The 18,494-nt window shown below is 36.7% G+C and carries 11 protein-coding genes; all 11 read left to right on the forward strand.

The annotated features are described in order from the left end of the window. Positions 1–64 precede the first annotated feature (64 nt). The 11 genes from pepF to HCB49_RS07750 all read left to right on the forward strand — a co-directional run bounded on the left by pepF (position 65) and on the right by HCB49_RS07750 (position 18,458). Positions 65–1,870 (forward strand): oligoendopeptidase F, encoded by a 1,806-nt coding sequence (gene pepF / locus HCB49_RS07700; RefSeq protein WP_185604587.1) that lies wholly within the window; start codon positions 65–67, stop codon positions 1,868–1,870. A 298-nt stretch (positions 1,871–2,168) separates the two neighbouring features. After that, positions 2,169–2,429 (forward strand): DUF3116 family protein, encoded by a 261-nt coding sequence (locus HCB49_RS07705; RefSeq protein ID WP_185481335.1) that lies wholly within the window; start codon positions 2,169–2,171, stop codon positions 2,427–2,429. A gap of 220 nt (positions 2,430–2,649) precedes the next feature. Continuing rightward, on the forward strand, positions 2,650–3,267 hold the full coding sequence (isdC, locus tag HCB49_RS07710; RefSeq protein ID WP_185399512.1) for a heme uptake protein IsdC: 618 nt from the start codon (positions 2,650–2,652) through the stop codon (positions 3,265–3,267). Positions 3,268–3,279: 12 nt separating this feature from the next. Next, positions 3,280–4,989, forward strand: a complete 1,710-nt coding sequence (hbp2, locus tag HCB49_RS07715) for a hemin/hemoglobin-binding protein Hbp2 (protein WP_185604588.1) — start codon at positions 3,280–3,282, stop codon at positions 4,987–4,989. An 85-nt stretch (positions 4,990–5,074) separates the two neighbouring features. After that, on the forward strand, positions 5,075–5,947 hold the full coding sequence (isdE, locus tag HCB49_RS07720; protein WP_185604589.1) for a heme ABC transporter substrate-binding protein IsdE: 873 nt from the start codon (positions 5,075–5,077) through the stop codon (positions 5,945–5,947). After that, a complete protein-coding gene (locus HCB49_RS07725; RefSeq protein ID WP_185481206.1) occupies positions 5,937–6,926 on the forward strand; it encodes a FecCD family ABC transporter permease in 990 nt (329 codons plus the stop codon). Before isdE ends, HCB49_RS07725 begins: the two co-directional genes overlap by 11 nt. Further along, positions 6,907–7,686 (forward strand): ABC transporter ATP-binding protein, encoded by a 780-nt coding sequence (locus HCB49_RS07730; RefSeq protein WP_185604590.1) that lies wholly within the window; start codon positions 6,907–6,909, stop codon positions 7,684–7,686. The genes HCB49_RS07725 and HCB49_RS07730 overlap by 20 nt, the downstream gene beginning before the upstream one ends. A gap of 3 nt (positions 7,687–7,689) precedes the next feature. Further along, complete coding sequence (srtB, locus tag HCB49_RS07735) at positions 7,690–8,430, forward strand: class B sortase (RefSeq protein ID WP_185604591.1); 741 nt, start codon at positions 7,690–7,692, stop codon at positions 8,428–8,430. A gap of 62 nt (positions 8,431–8,492) precedes the next feature. After that, positions 8,493–8,969 carry a siphovirus Gp157 family protein gene (locus HCB49_RS07740; protein WP_185504078.1) on the forward strand — a complete coding sequence of 159 codons (477 nt, stop codon included), beginning with the start codon at positions 8,493–8,495 and terminating at the stop codon, positions 8,967–8,969. A gap of 684 nt (positions 8,970–9,653) precedes the next feature. Continuing rightward, positions 9,654–14,198, forward strand: a complete 4,545-nt coding sequence (locus tag HCB49_RS07745) for a SpaA isopeptide-forming pilin-related protein (protein WP_185604592.1) — start codon at positions 9,654–9,656, stop codon at positions 14,196–14,198. A gap of 222 nt (positions 14,199–14,420) precedes the next feature. Then, the gene (locus HCB49_RS07750; protein ID WP_185604593.1) at positions 14,421–18,458 is read left to right on the forward strand and encodes an LPXTG cell wall anchor domain-containing protein; all 4,038 of its coding nucleotides are present in this window, start codon (positions 14,421–14,423) and stop codon (positions 18,456–18,458) included. Positions 18,459–18,494: the final 36 nt, after the last annotated feature.

Below are 18,494 nucleotides of genomic sequence, written 5' to 3' on the forward strand. Positions count from 1 at the left end.
TTTGCTTTTTTAGTTATTTTGGCTCATAATAAAAACAAAATGATTATGGTTGGGGGTTTTAATATTGAGTAAAACAAATGCGTTACCTTTAAGAGGAGAAGTACCAGAAAATCTAACGTGGGATTTAACAACTATCTACCCGAATGATGAAGCTTGGGAACAGGCTTTTGTAGATTTGCAAAAGATTACCGAAGAAAGCGAGCAATTTAAAGGCCGTTTAGCAGAAAGTAGCCAAACGCTTTTTGAAGCACTTCAATTTCGTGATAATGCATATGATTTGATTAGTAATTTATACGTTTACGCTCATTTAAAAATGGACCAAGATACAGCTAATGCGAAATATCAAGGGCTATATAGCCGTGCGGGGAGTCTCGTTACTAAACTAATGTCTGCACTATCTTATTATGATCCTGAAATTTTAGCGATGGATGAGAATACCTTACAACAATTTTTAGATGAAGATAAAGATTTACAATTATATGCTCATTTATTAGAAGAATTGAATTTAAGTCGACCTTATATTTTGAGTGAAAAAGAAGAGGCGTTACTTGCGAATGCGGGGGAAGTTCTTGGAAGTTCATCCAACACATTTAATACGTTAAATAATGCGGATATGAAGTTTCCGACGATTAAAGATGAGAATGGTGAGGAAATCGAAATTACGCATGGCCGTTTTGGCAAGTTATTAGAAAGTAATGATCCGCGTGTGCGTCGTGATGCGTTTCTTGGTGTATATTCTGTTTATGAGGGATTGAAAAACACGTTAGCATCTACTTTAAATGGTCAAGTGAAAAAATCTAATTTTTATGCTGCTACTCGTGGTTATACTTCGGCTCGTGAGGCTGCTCTTTCGGGGAACCATATTCCTGAAACTGTGTATGATTCATTACTGAAATCGGTGAATACTAATGCTAGCTTGCTTCATCGTTATGTAAAACTACGTAAAGAATTGCTTGGCTTAGAAGAATTGCATATGTATGATCTTTATACGCCACTTTCGGATGATGTTAATTTGGAATTCACGTATGAGGAAGCGAAAGAGCTTGTACTTGAAGCATTAAAACCACTTGGAGAAGAGTATCAGGCAATTTTGAAAGAAGCATTTGATGGTCGCTGGATTGATGTGATGGAAAATAAAGGAAAACGTAGTGGAGCATATTCTTCCGGCTCATATAGTACGAATCCGTATATTTTACTGAACTGGCAAGATAATATTAATAATGTGTATACGCTGGCTCATGAACTTGGACATAGTGTGCATAGTTATTATACTAGAAAAAATCAACCATTTGTTTATGGCGATTATTCGATTTTCTTGGCGGAAGTTGCTTCTACTACGAATGAGAATTTATTGACTGATTATCTGCTTAAAAAATATGATGATCCAAAAGTGCGCGCATATTTATTGAATCATTATTTAGATGGATTTAAAGGTACAGTATTCCGTCAAACACAATTTGCTGAATTTGAGCATGCGATTCATCAAGCAGATCAACAAGGTGTGGCTTTGACTGCTGATTATTTAACGGAAACGTATTTTGATATTAATAAGAAATATTACGGAGAAGCGATGGTTTATGATGCTGAAATTGGCTATGAATGGTCTCGTATTCCGCATTTCTACATGAACTATTATGTGTTCCAATATGCGACTGGTTTTTCAGCGGCTTCTGCATTGAGTGCGAAAATTTTAACAGAAGGTCAAGCTGCTGTAACGGCTTATATTGACTTTTTGAAAGCTGGAAGTTCTGATTATCCGATTGATGTTTTGAAAAAAGCTGGCGTGGATATGGCGACACCTACTCCTGTGGATGATGCGTTAAAAGTATTCGAACAACGGTTAGATGAATTAGAAAAACTAGTTAAATAATTGTTTGTGAAATTTGCTAAAAAAAGACACGTTAGAACTAAGGTCTACGTGTCTTTTTTTCTTGTGTTTAAGTGGTGCCAGTATTCACGAAATGTACAAATAAAAATAGCTATGTGAACTATTGAATTATAAGTGGTTATATGGTATATTATAACCGTGAAATAAATCACAAACAAATACCCCCTTTATTTGATTGTGTGAATTTCTCCTTTTGATTGCGCTGTAAGAAGCCGTGGCATTTAGCTACGGCTTTTTACGTTATTTATGTTACTAACTCAGAATTAAAGGATGATAAATGATGGAATTTAAAGATGAAAACTTATTACGAGAAGTACTTCTTTTTGCGGGAAGTGTGGATACGAAGATTAACGATATGTCGCTCGAGGTGATTGATTTTGGGAATCTGCGGAACTACACGAAAAATGAAGTGCTGTTAACACTTTATTGGTTGGAAGAAAATGGCTTTTTAACTAGAAATAATAATATTGCGGAAAAACGCTATACGTTAACTTTAAAAGGGGAGCTATTATATGATCGCTATTCTCAAATAGATGAATAGTCATTAGAAAAGTAAATAATTATTAACCATGGATAGGTGTTGCTATTCATGGTTTTTTTGATTGTGAAAAAAGTTTTAAAATCATAATGTTGTTGACAATGATAATCATTATCAATTAAAATGATAATTAACGTATCCTTTTACATAAACTTTTACTCCGCAAGTGTTTGTGGGGGTTTTTTATAAATAGTAGTTTTTATTAAAGAAGGGAGATTGAAGGATGAAGAAATTTTTAGTTTTGGCTGCTTTTGTTGCGGTATTTAGTTTTTCGTTTCTTTCAAGTGGATTAACGGCACAAGCTGCACTTAAAGATGGAACCTATTCGGTTGATTATACGGTATTACAAGGAGATAGTGATTCTGTATCTATGGCGAATGACTATTTTGATAAGCCTGCAACAGTAACAGTAAATGGAGGGAAATCTACGGTTAGTTTGCAAGTGAACCATAGTAAATGGATTACTGGCCTATGGGTGGAAGGTAGTGCGGTCAGTGTGACTTCGAAAAACACTTCCAATGATACTCGAAAAGTGTCTTTCCCAGTGTCGACTTTAAGTAGCCCAGTGAGTGCAAAAATTAAAGTAGATATTGATGACGACAGCTTAAATTATCATCATCAATATCAAATCAAGTTACGTTTTGACGAAGGGTCTGCTAAATCTTTAGCTGGGGCTGTGAAATCTTCTGATAATAGTAATACAACAACGACAAACGACTCAAATAATCAAGTAGCAAATCCAAAGTCTAGTGATTCTAGCCAAATGTTTTTATACATCATTATTTTTGTTGCTGCGGGAACTGGGTTAGTTTTACTTAAAAGACGGGCGATTTTTAAATAAAGGGGGATTATAATGAAGAAATTATGGAAAAAAGGTTTAGTCGCTTTTTTAGCTTTGACACTTATTTTTCAATTGATACCAGGGTTTGCGAATGCGGCTGATTCTCGTCTAAAAGATGGCGGAGAATATCAGGTTCAAGTGAATTTTTATAAAGATAATACTGGGAAAACTACGAAAGAATCCTCAGAAGCAGATAAATATATTGACCATACAGCAACAATTAAAGTGGAAAATGGTCAACCTTACATGTACTTAACGATTACAAATAGCAGCTGGTGGCAAACAATGGCAGTTTCAAAAGATGGAACTCGCCCTGAAAAGCCAGCACAAGCGGAAGTTTACCAAGCTGGTTATCAAGATGTGCAAACTGTTAGCACGGATGCAGCGAAAGATACGCGTGTAGAGAAATTCAAGCTTAGTTCTTTAGATGATGTTATTTTTTCTTATATGCATATTAAAGTAGATGCGATTAGTTATGATCACTGGTATCAAGTTGATTTGACGATTGATCCAAGTACTTTTAAAGTGATTTCAGAGCCAGCAGTTACGACGCCAGTAACGCTTTCTGATGGGATTTATACGATTCCGTTTGTAGCGAAAAAGGCTAATGATGATAGTAATTCAAGTATGCAAAATTACTTTAACAATCCTGCGTGGTTGAAAGTGAAAAATGGCAAGAAAATGGTTGCGATGACCGTTAATGATAATAAAACTGTAACGGCTTTAAAAACGACTCTAGCTGGAGCTTTGCAAGATGTGAAAGTTGTTTCAGAAGATAAAGATGCTAATACACGGATTGTAGAATTTGAAGTGGAAGACTTAAATCAACCACTTGCGGCTCACGTTAATTATGAAGCACCATTTAATGGTTCGGTTTATAAAGGGCAAGCGGACTTCCGTTATGTGTTTGATACAACGAAAGCAGTTGTGGCAAGTTCATATCCGGGTAGCGATGAAACGCCTCCTGTAGTGGATCCGGGCGAAACAAATCCACCTGTAACAAAACCAGATCCAGGTACAACGAATCCACCTGTGACAACACCGCCTACAACACCAAATAAACCGGTAGTAGTTGATCCTAAAAATCTATTAAATAATCATACGTACTCGATTGATTTTGATGTATTTAAAGATGGAACAACAGAAACTTCGATGATGGAAAGCTATGTAATGAAACCGGCTTTGATTAAAGTAGAAAATAACCAACCGTATGTTTATTTAACATTAACAAACAGTAGTTGGATTAAAACGTTCCAATATAAACAAAATGGTGTTTGGAAAGATATGGAAGTGGTTTCTGGTGATATCAATAAAAATACGCGAACAGTGAAATATCCTGTGAAAGATGGTACGGCTAATACGGATGTGAAAACGCACGTATTAATTGAAGATATGCCAGGATTCGCTTACGATCATGAATATACTGTTCAAGTAAAACTGAATGCAGCAACAATTAAAGATATTACGGGGAAAGATGTAACGTTAAAAGAGCCTGTCAAAAATGATCTTTTAGGTACAGGTAATGTAGCGAATAATAATAATGCTGGACCAAAATTAGCAAAACCAGATTTTGATGATACAAATTCTGTTCAAAAAACAGCGAATAAAGCAGAGAAAAATGCAAAAACAAATGATTCCTCGAGTATGGCTTGGTACGTGACATTATTTGGGGCTTCCTTCCTTTATTTAGCTTTTCGATTAAAACGTAAAAGATTGAGTTAATAAAACGGTAAAAGCGAGTTAGGTTGGGGGATTCCTTTGCTTAACTCGCTTTACCGATTTTATTTTACAAATGGGGGAATTGGTGATGAGGAAAATAGCTGCCATAATTTTGGTATTATTACTTTTTTTAGTTGGTTGCGGGAATGAACAGGCGGAGGAGAAGACCGAGCAAACATCGGAGAAGGAGCCTAAGATTGTGGCGACAACGGTAGCGATTACTGAAATTATGGATAAACTCGATTTGCCGCTAGTTGGTATTCCGACTAGTTCTAAAAAACTTCCGGAACGATATGCGGATGTGAAGGAAACTGGGTCGCCTATGGGGCCTGATTTGGAAATTATTCGGATGTTAAAGCCAGACATGGTCCTTTCGACAAAAACGCTAGAAGCGGACTTGAAGGCTGGTTTTGAGGGAGCTAGTTTGAAAGCAGACTTTTTAGATTTTACGAGTATTGCATCGATGCAAGGTGAAATTACAAAACTTGGTGCAGAATTTGACCGTAAAGCTGAAGCAACTAAATTGAATGCTAGTTTAACGAGTGAGATAGATAAGGTGAAATCGAATGTCGCTAAAAAGAAAAAGCCGACTGTTTTAATATTGATGGGTGTTCCCGGAAGCTATCTGGTTGTAACGGAGCATGCTTACATCGGTGATTTAGTAAAACTTGCTGGCGGGGAAAATGTGATTACGAATCAAAAAGTGGAATATTTGGCTTCTAACACAGAATACTTACAAAATGCGAATCCAGATATTATTTTGCGAGCAGCACATGGGATGCCTGCCGAAGTAGTTAAAATGTTCGATGAGGAGTTTAAAACAAACGATATCTGGAAGCATTTTGATGCGGTGAAAAATAACCGGGTGTATGACTTGGATGAGAATTTATTTGGTATGACAGCTAGCTTGAATGCGCCAGATGCATTACGCGAAATGGAAAAGATGCTTTATGACAATTAAGCAAAAAAGTTCGTTTGGTGCAGTCGTTGTTTTGTTAATTGGGACGATTTTGTGGGCAGTTCAGGCGGGGAGTTTGGCGATGTCGATTCCAGCTTTTTTAAAGGGTGTTTTTAGTGGTGGAAATGAAATGGTTGATGTCGTGATTGATTTACGCTTTCCACGGATTATTATTGCTTTGCTGGCTGGTGCGGCGCTCTCGGTGTCTGGTTTGTTGTTGCAAGCTGTGATGCGGAATCCGCTTGCTGATGCTGGGGTGATTGGGATTTCAGCGGGAGCAAAGTTTTTTAGTTTTGTAATCATTTTATTTTTGCCGGAATTGTATTTTTGGTTGCCGCTTTTTTCTTTTATTGGTGGAGCGCTTGCGTGTTTTCTAGTCTTTTTGTTTAGCTATCGTTCGGACTTTAATCCGCTTCGTTTTATTATTATTGGGATTGCGATTAATGCGGTTTTTACAGGGCTGAGTGATGCGTTATCTTCGCAAGTAGCGCTTGTTTCTAGTCAATCTGCGAGTAGTGCGGCGAGCCTGGCGATGAAAAAATGGTCCGATGTGGAAACGTTGTTAATCTATGTGACGATTGGTCTGATTTGCGCGCTATTACTTGCTAAATGGTGCAATGTGCTAGGGCTTGAAAATAAAATGGCTAGAGGTTTTGGTGTGCCGGTTAATAAAACGCGAATTTGGTTGGCGTTAATTGCGGTTCTGCTTGCGTCGATTACTACGGCGGTTGTTGGGGTTATTGCCTTTGTTGGTTTACTTGTGCCACATATTGCGAGAAAACTAGTTGGCGGGAATTATCAAATACTTGTGCCGTTCTCAATTTTATTTGGTGCCCTGTTACTACTTTTTGCGGATACGCTAGGCAGAACTTTATTTCAACAAATGGAGATTCCGGCCTCGGTGATTATGCTTATTATCGGTGGTCCATTCTTAATCTTTTTAATGCGAAAGGGTGATTTTTATGGAAGTAAGGGACGTTAATTTTAGTTATAATGGAACCGATGCAATTTTGAAAAATGTCTCATTTACTATCCAGAAAAATAAAATCAATACGATTGTTGGGCCGAATGGTAGTGGGAAATCTACTTTATTAGAAATTTTGGCTAGACTTCTTTCGCCTAGTTCTGGGGATGTTTTGCTAGAAGGAAAATCGATTTTTGAATGGAAAGCAAAAGAATTTGCGCAAAATGTGGCGATTGTTCATCAAAATAATCTACTTCCGAGTGAACTAACGGTGAAGGAATTGCTGTACTTTGGTCGTCTTCCTTATAAAAATTGGCGAATGACGCGGACGAAAGCGGATGATTTTGCGGTTGAGCGGGCTTTGGAACAAACGGAGCTAACTGAAAAAGCAGAGCAGTTTGTTGATAGTCTTTCTGGTGGAGAACGACAACGAGTATTTATTGCGACAGCTTTAGTTCAAGATACGCCGAGTTTGCTTTTAGATGAGCCGACAACGTTTCTCGATATGTATTTTCAATTGGAAATTTTAGAGTTGGTAAAACGCTTGAATCGAGAAGAAAATTTGACGATTGTGATGATTTTGCATGATTTAAACCAGGCGCTAACTTATAGTGATCAATTGATTGTGATGAAAAACGGGGGAGTTGTGGCAAAAGGAGAACCGGGGAAATTGTTAACAACGGAGCTGATTGCAGAAACTTACGGCGTGGTTGCGGAAGTTTTAAATGATTCGAAAACTGGGAAATACATTGTTCCTCAAAGACGAAAGGAGTTTTAGAACGTGAAAATGAAATCGTTTTTGGGGAAGAGTTTGACTTTGGTTATTTTAGGGGTATTTCTTTTTTCTGGATGGAAAATTGGGATGGAGCTATATGAAAATTATCATAACCGAAACATTTTGGAGGATGCAAAAGCTGCCTATACGAAAGACGTGGCTACGACGAATGTGAACGGTGAAGTGCGTGATGAGCTTAAAGTATTGCAGAAATTAAATAAAGATATGGTCGGTTGGTTAACGATTGCGGATACGGAAGTTGATTATCCGATTTTGCAAAGTACCGACAATGACTATTATTTGCACCACAATTACAAAAATGAAAAAGCAAGGGCCGGCAGTATTTTTAAAGATTATCGCAATACGAATGAGTTTGTGGATAAAAATACGATTATTTATGGGCATAATATGAAAGATGGCTCGATGTTCGCGGATTTACGGAAGTACTTGGATAAGGATTTTTTCGAGGCACATCCGACTTTTTCTTATGAATCAGGGCTGGCAAATTATGAAGTAGAAATTTTTGCTGTGTATGAAACGACGACGGATTTTTATTATATTGAAACGGACTTTCCGGAAACGAATGATTTTAACAATTATTTACAAAAAGTGAAACAACAATCTATGTATAAATCAAATGTAGAAGTAAGTGGGAAAGATCGTATTATTACGCTTTCGACTTGTGATACAGAGAAAGATTATGAAAAAGGACGCATGGTTATTCAAGGGAAACTAGTAGCAAAATGAGGAAGCACCAAAAGACGACAGCTGCTTTTGGGCTTTTTTTCTTGTTGGAAAGGGTGCGAACAATGAAATTATATGAACTAACCGATAATTATTTGCGGTTGCAAGAACTTTTAGAAGAAAATAAAACTGAGGCTGTGAGCGACACATTAGATGCCATCACGGACGGGTTTCATGATAAAGCGGAAAATATCGCCAAAATTATTAAGTCTTTAACAGCAGATGCGGAAATGGCGGGAATCGAAGCAAAACGACTTTTAAAGCGGAAACAAGCGTTAGAAAACAATGCGCAACGATTAAAAAACTATTTACAGTCCGAAATGGAACGAATGGATATTAGAAAGATAAATAGCACGCTTTTCACGATACAAATTCAGAAGAACCCGGCAAGCGTGGAAATAGTGGAAGAAGCATTGCTAAAACCCTTCTTTTTACTGCAAGAACCTAAAATTGATAAAAAGCGAATTGCTGAATTACTAAAATCTGGTGAAGAAGTAAAAGGTGCTAGGTTAGTAGAGAGTGAATCGATTCGAATAAGGTAAAAGAAAACAGGGAAAGTTGTTAAAATAGATAACAACTTTCCCTGTTTTTGTTAATTTTACTATTAAATAAGTATAAAAGAGTAAAATATTTCACATTTCTGTAACAAACGCAGCGGATTTATGTATCGAAAGAACATTTCAAGGTCTCCTCCTATGAAATAATTAGTTTTAAGTAAGAGATTGAGGGTCATCTAAAATAATAATTTATGCTTTACTCATTATTGCACCTCTACCTTTTTTATAGAAGCAGCAGAAAGTGGAGGAGGTAAAGTGCGCATAAGAAATAATGTTTAAGAAGGTTACATAGAAACGACTTAAAATGAGGAGACTTCGAAACCTTTACAAGAAGCAGCGCAATAGAACATTTAATGTGAGCTTATCAGGGGGGATTGGAGAAGAGCAACCTCCACCCAAACGAGTAGCTAGATCCATCAACTCTTTCACCAAACTCATCAAGCGAGTATTATCGCTACAGAAAACAGTAGTGCACCCGTAAAATACTTCATATTAGAATCAAACAACAAACAGATTATCCTCCAAGAATTGCTAACCGGACCATACGGCTGAAAATTCACTACCAAGCATAAAAGACGAACATTTAATAATAATCTAGCCTTTTAAATCTAGGTTGGAGCTTTATTAAAAGGTATTTATTGGACTTTTATTATAGGAGGATAAATCGTAGTGAAAAATTTTAGACATTGGCGAAAACTAGTTATTGCAACCATTATTGGGCTTCTAGTTTTTCAGAACGTTTCACCAGTTTTAGCAACGATAAAAGATGATACAACAGGAACCACAACATTGAAAATTATAAAAGAAGACAGGGACACGAAAGAAAAAATCAATGGCTCTATTTTTGAAGTAAAAGATAAAGCTAGTGGAGAGACGAAAGAGCTTTCTATCAAGGAAAACGGTACTGGGACACTAGATTCCCTTTCGGCCGGAGAGTACCTTGTTAAAGAAAAAACAGCTGCTTCTGGTTATACTTTGGATGAGAAAGCGTATAATGTAACACTTTCTGATAAAGAGGAAGTAGTAACCTCGACTTCAACAAAAGAAAAAACAGAGCCAGCTGCTGCGCCAAAAACAACGCAACGTGCGAACGTAAAAGCAGTAATTACAGATAATATTTTCAATAAAGTAACGTTGAAAGATGGCAATGGCGACGAAATCAATACTTCTGACCGGATTCAAAATGGTAGTGGTGTTGTGCTTAATATGAATTTTGCGTTTTCTGGGAAAAATTATAAAGCAGGGGATACGTTTACAACCGTATTACCAGACGCGTTCAACTTTGGGAATAAAAATTTAAGTGGAAACTTCTTACCATCTACAGAAGCAGAATGGACACTAGATGTAACAACGCGTGAACTTACGATTAAGTTCCTAAAAGACGGTATTCAAGAAGGCGACTATAACGTCAATATTAGTACGGCCTTCAAAGTATTCACGTCAACAGAAGAAACCATTCAAGAAGTTGTATTCAAGACAGCTGGGAAAGATACCGTTTATCAAATTGAAGTAGTTCCTGTTGTTAACTATCCAACTACTGTAGCAATCACAGCGAATCCAGGGGTAGTGAATCCAACTAAAGGACAAGTGGATGCGAAATTCAACTTAACGAAAGAAAAAGATGCTAAAGGGGAACTGAAACTTACTGATTATACTTCAGGTGGAACGACCACGATTGATCGAGATAGCATCAAAGTGTACGCAAGTGATGTTAGTGCTGGGGGAACATTTATTGGTACGAAACAATTACTAGTAGAAGGCACAGATTATACGCTAACTTATTCCGCAACTTCTCTAACGGTTACATTAAACGGTGGGCTTGCTGGGAAAGGCTACCAAGTAACCTATGACCGCACAATCAATAAACCAAGTGATTCACTTTCTTACATGTCTACACAAGCTTACACAGTAGGCGATGCAGGTACATTATCAAGCAACTCCGCTTATGTTTACCTGACAATGACAAATTACAAGCATCTCGAGAAAAAAGCTACTTACAACGGCTCAACACAAAGTATTGATTGGAAAATTAATTTTAACTTTGATCAAGACGAAATATCTCCTTCAACAGTGCTTACTGATGTTTTAGCAGATAACGATGTCGCTTATGTAGCAGATTCACTTAAAATTAAACGAGTAACTTTTAACGCAACTAATGGGTCGCCAATCGTCGGAAGTGATGCTTCAAGTGATTGGACAACCTCAGCAATCTCGGCAAATGGGAATTTTGATTTAACGTATAAAAACACTAATACCAACGCATATGAAATCACTTATTCAACGAAAATCACCGACTTTAGTGATCGTAAAATTAAAAATGAAATTACAGATGAAAATGGTGTTTCCGCTGACGCAACGATCGCGATTCAACCAGATTTACTGAAAAAAGAAGCTGGAACAATCGACTATTTTAATAACACGATGACATGGAAAATTACTGCTAACTCCGACAGAATTAAGATGGGGAATCTTAATATTACGGATGAATTTTCTACTGGGGTAAAAAGCCTTAAAAGCTACACCGTTCGTGCTTATACAGATAATACCAATAGCGTCTTATTAACAGAAGGTAAAGATTATACGATGAATAAAGATGTAACACCAGCTGGATTTTATTTACAACTTATCGGCGATTATGCTTCCACAGATAAAAAAATTGTTGTTGATTTTGTCACAGATATTGACCTTTCTGATGTAACAAAAACAATTGATAATAAAGCATCCATTTCTTATTATGATGGCGGGATTATCAAGTATGTTGATGAAGTAACTGCTTCAATGGCACCTGATCCAGGCATGATGACAAATGGTGGTAAGTACGGATCATACAACTCTACTACTGGGAATATCGATTGGATTGTATCTGTAAATGCTATGGCGAAAAACTATGACAACTTGATTTTTGACGACGCTATTCCAACTGGCTTAACATACGTAGAAGGTTCACTACAATATCGTAATGTGGCTTCCACAAGTGAGATGATGAATCTATATATCCCGCTTAACTCTGTTGGAACAGTAGCCAAAACAGGTGATAAAAACTATCCAACAAAAGTCGATACCACTGGGAATAAATTACATTTAGAATTTGCTAACTTGGAGAATTCACGCGTATTTATTAAATACAGTACCAAACCAAACGAAAACTGGTATTTCTACTCCTACGTACAAAACACTGCGAAAGTGAGCGATAATGGAGTAGGCGAAAAATCATATAGTTACCAAGCATACGCAAGCAAACTTTTTAATGCAATGACAAAAACAGCTACGATCGATCCATCTTTTGATAATAAAGTTAACTGGGTTGTTACACTTAACAACATTTCACCAGATCGTCCTATTAATAACCCAACAATTACAGATACAATGAAAACAGGAACAACTGGAGCACAAGTAGTAAAAAGTAGCTTTAAAGTAATGAATGAAACGACAGGCGAAGATATTGACTCAAAATATTATGATATCACTTATACCGACAATAATTTCACTATCCAATTCAAAGACTATAAAGCAACTGCACCAATTAAAGTAACCTATAGTACAATCAGCTTGATGTCGGGACTTGTTAGTAACACAGCAACAACTTCTTCTCCTGACTACGGTAATTTACCAATGACCTACAAATCAAGAACAACAAGCATATCTCCAGCCTTCACTATTGGTAGTGGTAGCGGGACGGCGACAATTGGTTCCCTTGAAATTACTAAAGTTGATAAAAAGGATAATTCGAAAAAACTAACAGGAGCCAAATTCCAGCTTTATACGCTTGAAGGGGATAAGGCTGGACAAGAAGCAACAACCGATTCAGACGGAAAAATCGTCATGGACGGGCTTCAATCCGGAAAATATAAACTCGTTGAAACAGCAGCACCAACTGGTTATACGATTAGTGATGAATACAAAGATGGTAAAGAAATTACAGTTGTCGCTGATGTAGCTACTAGCGTTACAATTGAAAACACTGAGCAAACTGGTAGCGCAGTTCTTTTAAAAGAAGATAGTGTAACAAAAGATGCTATTGCAGGAGCAGAATTCGAATTGCAAAATGCTGATGGTACAAAAGTTGCTGAAAACTTAGTATCTAATGCAGATGGTAAAATCGAAGTAACTGACTTGGCACCGGGAGACTATCAATTTGTTGAAACAAAAGCACCAACTGGCTATGTTCTTGATGCAACACCGGCGAAATTTACAGTTGAATTTAACCAAGCAACTGCTGTGAATGTTACAAAAGAAAACACAGCGAAAACTGGTAGTGTGGTTCTTACTAAGCTAGATAGTAAATCAAGAAGTAATTTAGCTGGAGCAGAGTTTGAACTACAAACAAAGCTTGGGGTAAGTTTGAAAGACAAAGTAGTGACAGAAGCAAATGGGCAACTGCAAATTGATAATTTAGCACCAGGAGATTATCAATTAGTTGAAACGAAAGCTCCAACTGGTTATGATTTAGATGCTACACCAGTTGAGTTCGCCATCGAGTTTAACCAAAAAGCACCAATTCAAGTAACAAAAACAAACACGATGTCTACTGGTTCTGTTGTACTAACGAAAACAGATGGTGAGACGAAAGCACCTCTTGCAAATGCAACGTTCAAATTAGTAGATGAAAATAATAATATTACAGAAAACCTAACTACAGATGCATCTGGGAAACTAGAAATAACTAATTTAGTACCTGGCGATTATCAATTGATTGAAACAAAAGCACCAGCAGGCTATGAATTGGATACAGTTCCTGTTGATGTGAAAATCACTTTTGATCAAAAAGATACGTTGCAAGTTACGAAAACGAACTTAAAAACAGTTGTGAGCGGCAAAGTAATCGCAGAATTTGTCGATACAAAAGGCAATGTATTAGCAGAGAAAGAAATTCACACTGGCATCGTTGGCGAAAAATATGCAACAAAAGCAAAAGATATCAAAGGTTACAAACTAACAAAACAACCTACGAACAAAGAGGGCGTATTCAAAGAGACAGATCAAAAAGTAACCTTCGTATACGAGAAAAATAAAACGCCAATCGTAGTAAATCCAGATAAACCAGTCACACCAGTAAAACCAACTAAACCGGTTGAACCAACGAAGAAACCAACAGTGAAACCAAATCTTCCTTCAACCGGAGATGAGTCACCATATGGCATAATCTTTACTGGATTATTCGCTAGCATCATTGGGCTATTCTTACTAAGAAAATCTAAAAAAGTAAATGAGTAAAAAAAGACGCTATCCTCCCAAAAAGGATAGCGTTTTTTGCCTTTAAAAAGCCACTTTTCTCATGGGCTCATTAATTGTTCACTAAAAAGTCATAAAAAAGTCCAAAATCAATTTTTTTGGCTCTTTAAAGTCCTGTTTTCTTTGCCTGTATTTGATACAATTCAACAAGTCAGAGGTCTTATTCAACAGACAATACTTGCAAAAGAGGAGGACATCGAAGCAATGAGAAATTTTATACTAGGGAAGAAAATGATAATCGCAGTAGTTATCGGATTACTCGTTTTTCAAAATGTTTCACCAGTATTAGCAGCATTGACGGACGTTAAAGAAGAGAAGGCGTCCTTGAAAATCGTCAAAAAAGACAAAGAATCGAAAGAAAAAATAAATGGCTCTATTTTTGAAATAAAGAATGTGCAAACGGGAGAAATCAAGGAGCTTTCTATTCAAGATAATGGAACAATAGTAGATACATCGCTTGCTACAGGCGAATATCTAGTGAAAGAAACAAAGGCACCACAAGGTTATTTAAAAGATGAGAAAACATATAATATCGTCTTGAAAGATAAGGAAGAATTAGTGACTTCTGTTTCATCCAAAACTCCCTCGCTGAAAAAAGCTAATTTAAAAGCCAATATTTCCGATAATATTTTTGCGAAAGTAGAACTTCAAGATGTAAATGGAAATAAAATCGCCCCGAATGAAAGAGTGGCAAATGGTAGTGGGGTTGTTTTAAATATGAATTTTTCTTTCACGGGGAAGAATTATAAAGCGGGAGATACATTTACAACGATTTTACCAGACGCATTTAATTTTGGTTCTACGGATTTAAGTGGGAATTTTTTACCTTCCACAGAAGCGGAATGGTCTTTTGACGCAAGTTCGAGAGAATTAACAATTAAAATTTTAAAAGATGGTGTGCAAGAAGGTAATTTTGATGTGAGTATAACGACTGCGTTTAGGTCATTTACAGAGACAGACAAAACGAATCAAAAAGTTGTTTTCAATACTTCGGGTGGTGATACTGTTTATGAATATGAGGTTATTCCAACAGTGGACTATCCGACAATAGTAGATGTAACATTAAGCCCAGGTAGTATTAACCCAGAAAAAGCATTTGTTACAGCTAAACTGAACTTAACAAAAGAAGTAAATGCAGCAGGAGAACTACGATTAACAGATTTCACCTATAGTGGTTCAACAAAAATTGATAAGAGTACTTTACAAGTTTACGCAAGTGATGTAAGTGCCAAGGGAACATTTATAGGTAGTAAGCAGTTGTTAGAAGAAGGTACAGATTACACCGTAGAAGCTACAGACACTGAACTGAAAATCAAATTAAGTAATGGTTTAAATGGTAAAGGATATGAAGTAAGCTATACGCGTTTAATTGACAAAACAACTAATGCCTTAGTTTCCTTAGTTACGAGAGCTCAAACAGTTGGTGATTCAGACGTATTATCGGTACGTCAAGCAACTGCGGAAGCAAAAATGATTAAGTACAAGCATTTAGAGAAAAAAGCAATTTATGATTCCAAAACGCAAACAATTGATTGGGTGATTAATGTAAACTATGACCGAGTAGAATTAACGCCAAACACAGTTTTAAAAGATATTTTAGCAGATACTGGTGTGAGTTACGTGCCCAATTCGCTGAAAATTAGAGAAGTGACTTTCTCGCCAACAACTGGCGATGCGATTGTTGGCGATGAAGATGTATCAAGTAATTGGACTACCTCAATGGTATCAGCGAATGGTAGTTTTGACACAAGATATAAAAACACGGATAAAAAAGCGTACCAAATTACGTATGCCACCAAAGTAACTGATTTTAGCGTGCGTGATATTATTAATGAAGTGATAGATGAAAAGGGTGTAACAGCCACAGATAAATTATCATTTGAACCTAATATAGTTCAAAAAGAAAGTGGAACGGTAGACTATTTTAATAATTTAATGTCATGGAAAATCACAGCGAACACAGACAGAATTGAAATGAGTGATATGACCATTATTGATGAATTTTCTACAGGCGTAAAAAGCTTGGATAATCACGATGTGTATGCTTATTCAAGTGAAACCGATTTTGTGAAACTGGTGAAAAATGTAGATTATACGATAACGGAAACAGCAGTGCCAGCAGGTTTTAAAGTTAAACTTATCGGCAATTATGCAACAACAGATAAAGAAATCGTCGTAAAACTTGTAACGAATATCGATTCAGCAAATGATGCAAAAACACTGGGGAATAAAGCTTATATTTCTTATTATGATGGCTATATAACACATTATTCCGATACAAAAGAAGCATCATTGGAAATAGATAGTAAGATTTCGGAAAATGGGGCGAAATTTGGTGAGTGGGATAGTGAAACAGGAACTACTAACTGGATTGTCTCCTTGAATTCTAGGGCAACAAACTTTGATAATCTCATTTTTGATGATGAGATGCCAGAAGGGACTTCATACGTGGAAGGCTCTTTAGAATTTCGACAAGTTAGCGGTCCAAATGAATTAATTAACTTAAGAGAACCACTTACTTCTACAGGAAAACTAATAAAAGAAGGCGATAAAAATTACCCGACTAAGATAGAAACAACTGACAAGAAAATCCATTTGGAGTTTGGAAATTTGGGGACATCGCAAGTATTTGTTAAGTATAAAACGACGACTGATAATAAGTGGTATTTTTATAAAACAGTAACGAATGTAGCGAAAGTTTCTGATAACGGTAAAAATCCAAAAGATTATTCAGCAGAAGCAGCTATTTTTGAACTCCGCTCACCAATTTCAAAAACAGGAAATGTTGATATGCTTTACAACAATAAAATAAATTGGAAAATCCAACTTACTGAAATTACGGAGGAGCGCGTAGTTACCAATCCAGTTGTGACGGATACATTAAACAGTGGGGTAACCGGGGCGCAAATGGTGAAAAATAGTTTTAAAGTAATTGATACAAAGACGGAGAAACTGATTGACGCTAAGTATTACGATATTACTTTTAACGGTAATACTTTCACGGTCCAATTCAAAAATTATACAGCTACAGCACCAATTAGCATAACGTATGACACAATTAGTTTATTATCGGGTCCGGTTAAGAATACGGTTAGAGTAGATGCAAATGATTACGGGGAGCTTTCGGATCCAAGTAAAATTGCAACCAATACGGTTACGCCCAATTTTACCATGGGTAGCGGTAGTGGAATAGCTACAATTGGTTCACTTGAAATTACCAAGGTAGATAAAGCCGATCCAACTAAAAAATTAGCAGGAGCAAAATTTCAGCTTTATACGCTAGATGGTAAAAAATCTGGACAAGAAGCTACTACAAATGCAGAAGGTAAAATTATTTTTGATAATATTCAATCGGGAAAATATAAACTAATAGAAACCGAAGCGCCAACTGGTTATATAATTAGCGACGAACTAAAAGACGGCAAAGAAGTCACTATAAATGCAGACGGCTCAGTTAGCAGTTATACTATCGAAAATTCAGCTGAAACAGGTAGTGTCATTTTAACGAAAGAAGATAGTGTGACAAAAACCGCATTAGCAGGAGCCGAGTTCGAGTTGCAAAAAGCAGATGGAACAAAAATCGAGGATGGCCTAACTACGAATGTGGACGGCGAATTAACCGTCACAGAACTTGCACCAGGAGACTATCAATTTATAGAAACAAAGGCACCAACAGATTATGAACTAGACAGGACACCAGTAGAATTCAGCATCGTATTTAATCAACAAACCTCTACACAAGTAACGAAAACTAACAAGAAAAAAATGGGGACAGTGAACGTAGTATTTGTTGATACAGAAGGAAATACTTTGGCGGAAACAGAAACCTACACTGGTGATGTGGGCGAAGGGTACACGACCATTGCGCCAAACATTGCAGGATACACATTAAAAACAGAACCATCAAATAAAACAGGCGTATACAAAGAAGAGGCGCAAGAAGTCATCTTCGTATACGAGAAAATTCAAGAACAGCCCGTAAGCCCAGACGTACCAAGTGATCCAGAGACACCGAGTAGCCCAGAGACACCAAGTAATCCAGAAATACCAATTAACCCAGTATTAACAGGCAACTCAACAAAACCTGAAACACCATTTGACCCATTCACTATTTTAAAACCAGCAAAAAATAAACAATCACAAAAGCTAGCATCAACAGGAGATGCGTTCCCGTATGATATGATGTTCTCCGGATTCGTCATGAGTACAATCGGATTCCTCTTACTAAGGAAAAGAAAATAACTAAAAAACAGCTACCCTAAATTTTTAGGATAGCTG

The organism is Listeria cossartiae subsp. cayugensis, from assembly GCF_014229095.1.
GTDB lineage: Bacteria > Bacillota > Bacilli > Lactobacillales > Listeriaceae > Listeria > Listeria cayugensis.

What these genes read in the sequence shown, in the direction of transcription:
- HCB49_RS07705 (WP_185481335.1), top strand. Translation starts at nt 2,169, where the DNA reads ATGGAATTTAAAGATGAAAACTTATTACGAGAAGTACTTCTTTTTGCG.
- HCB49_RS07750 (WP_185604593.1), top strand. Translation starts at nt 14,421, where the DNA reads ATGAGAAATTTTATACTAGGGAAGAAAATGATAATCGCAGTAGTTATC.
- isdC (WP_185399512.1), top strand. Translation starts at nt 2,650, where the DNA reads ATGAAGAAATTTTTAGTTTTGGCTGCTTTTGTTGCGGTATTTAGTTTT.
- isdE (WP_185604589.1), top strand. Translation starts at nt 5,075, where the DNA reads ATGAGGAAAATAGCTGCCATAATTTTGGTATTATTACTTTTTTTAGTT.
- HCB49_RS07730 (WP_185604590.1), top strand. Translation starts at nt 6,907, where the DNA reads ATGGAAGTAAGGGACGTTAATTTTAGTTATAATGGAACCGATGCAATT.
- HCB49_RS07740 (WP_185504078.1), top strand. Translation starts at nt 8,493, where the DNA reads ATGAAATTATATGAACTAACCGATAATTATTTGCGGTTGCAAGAACTT.
- hbp2 (WP_185604588.1), top strand. Translation starts at nt 3,280, where the DNA reads ATGAAGAAATTATGGAAAAAAGGTTTAGTCGCTTTTTTAGCTTTGACA.
- HCB49_RS07725 (WP_185481206.1), top strand. Translation starts at nt 5,937, where the DNA reads ATGACAATTAAGCAAAAAAGTTCGTTTGGTGCAGTCGTTGTTTTGTTA.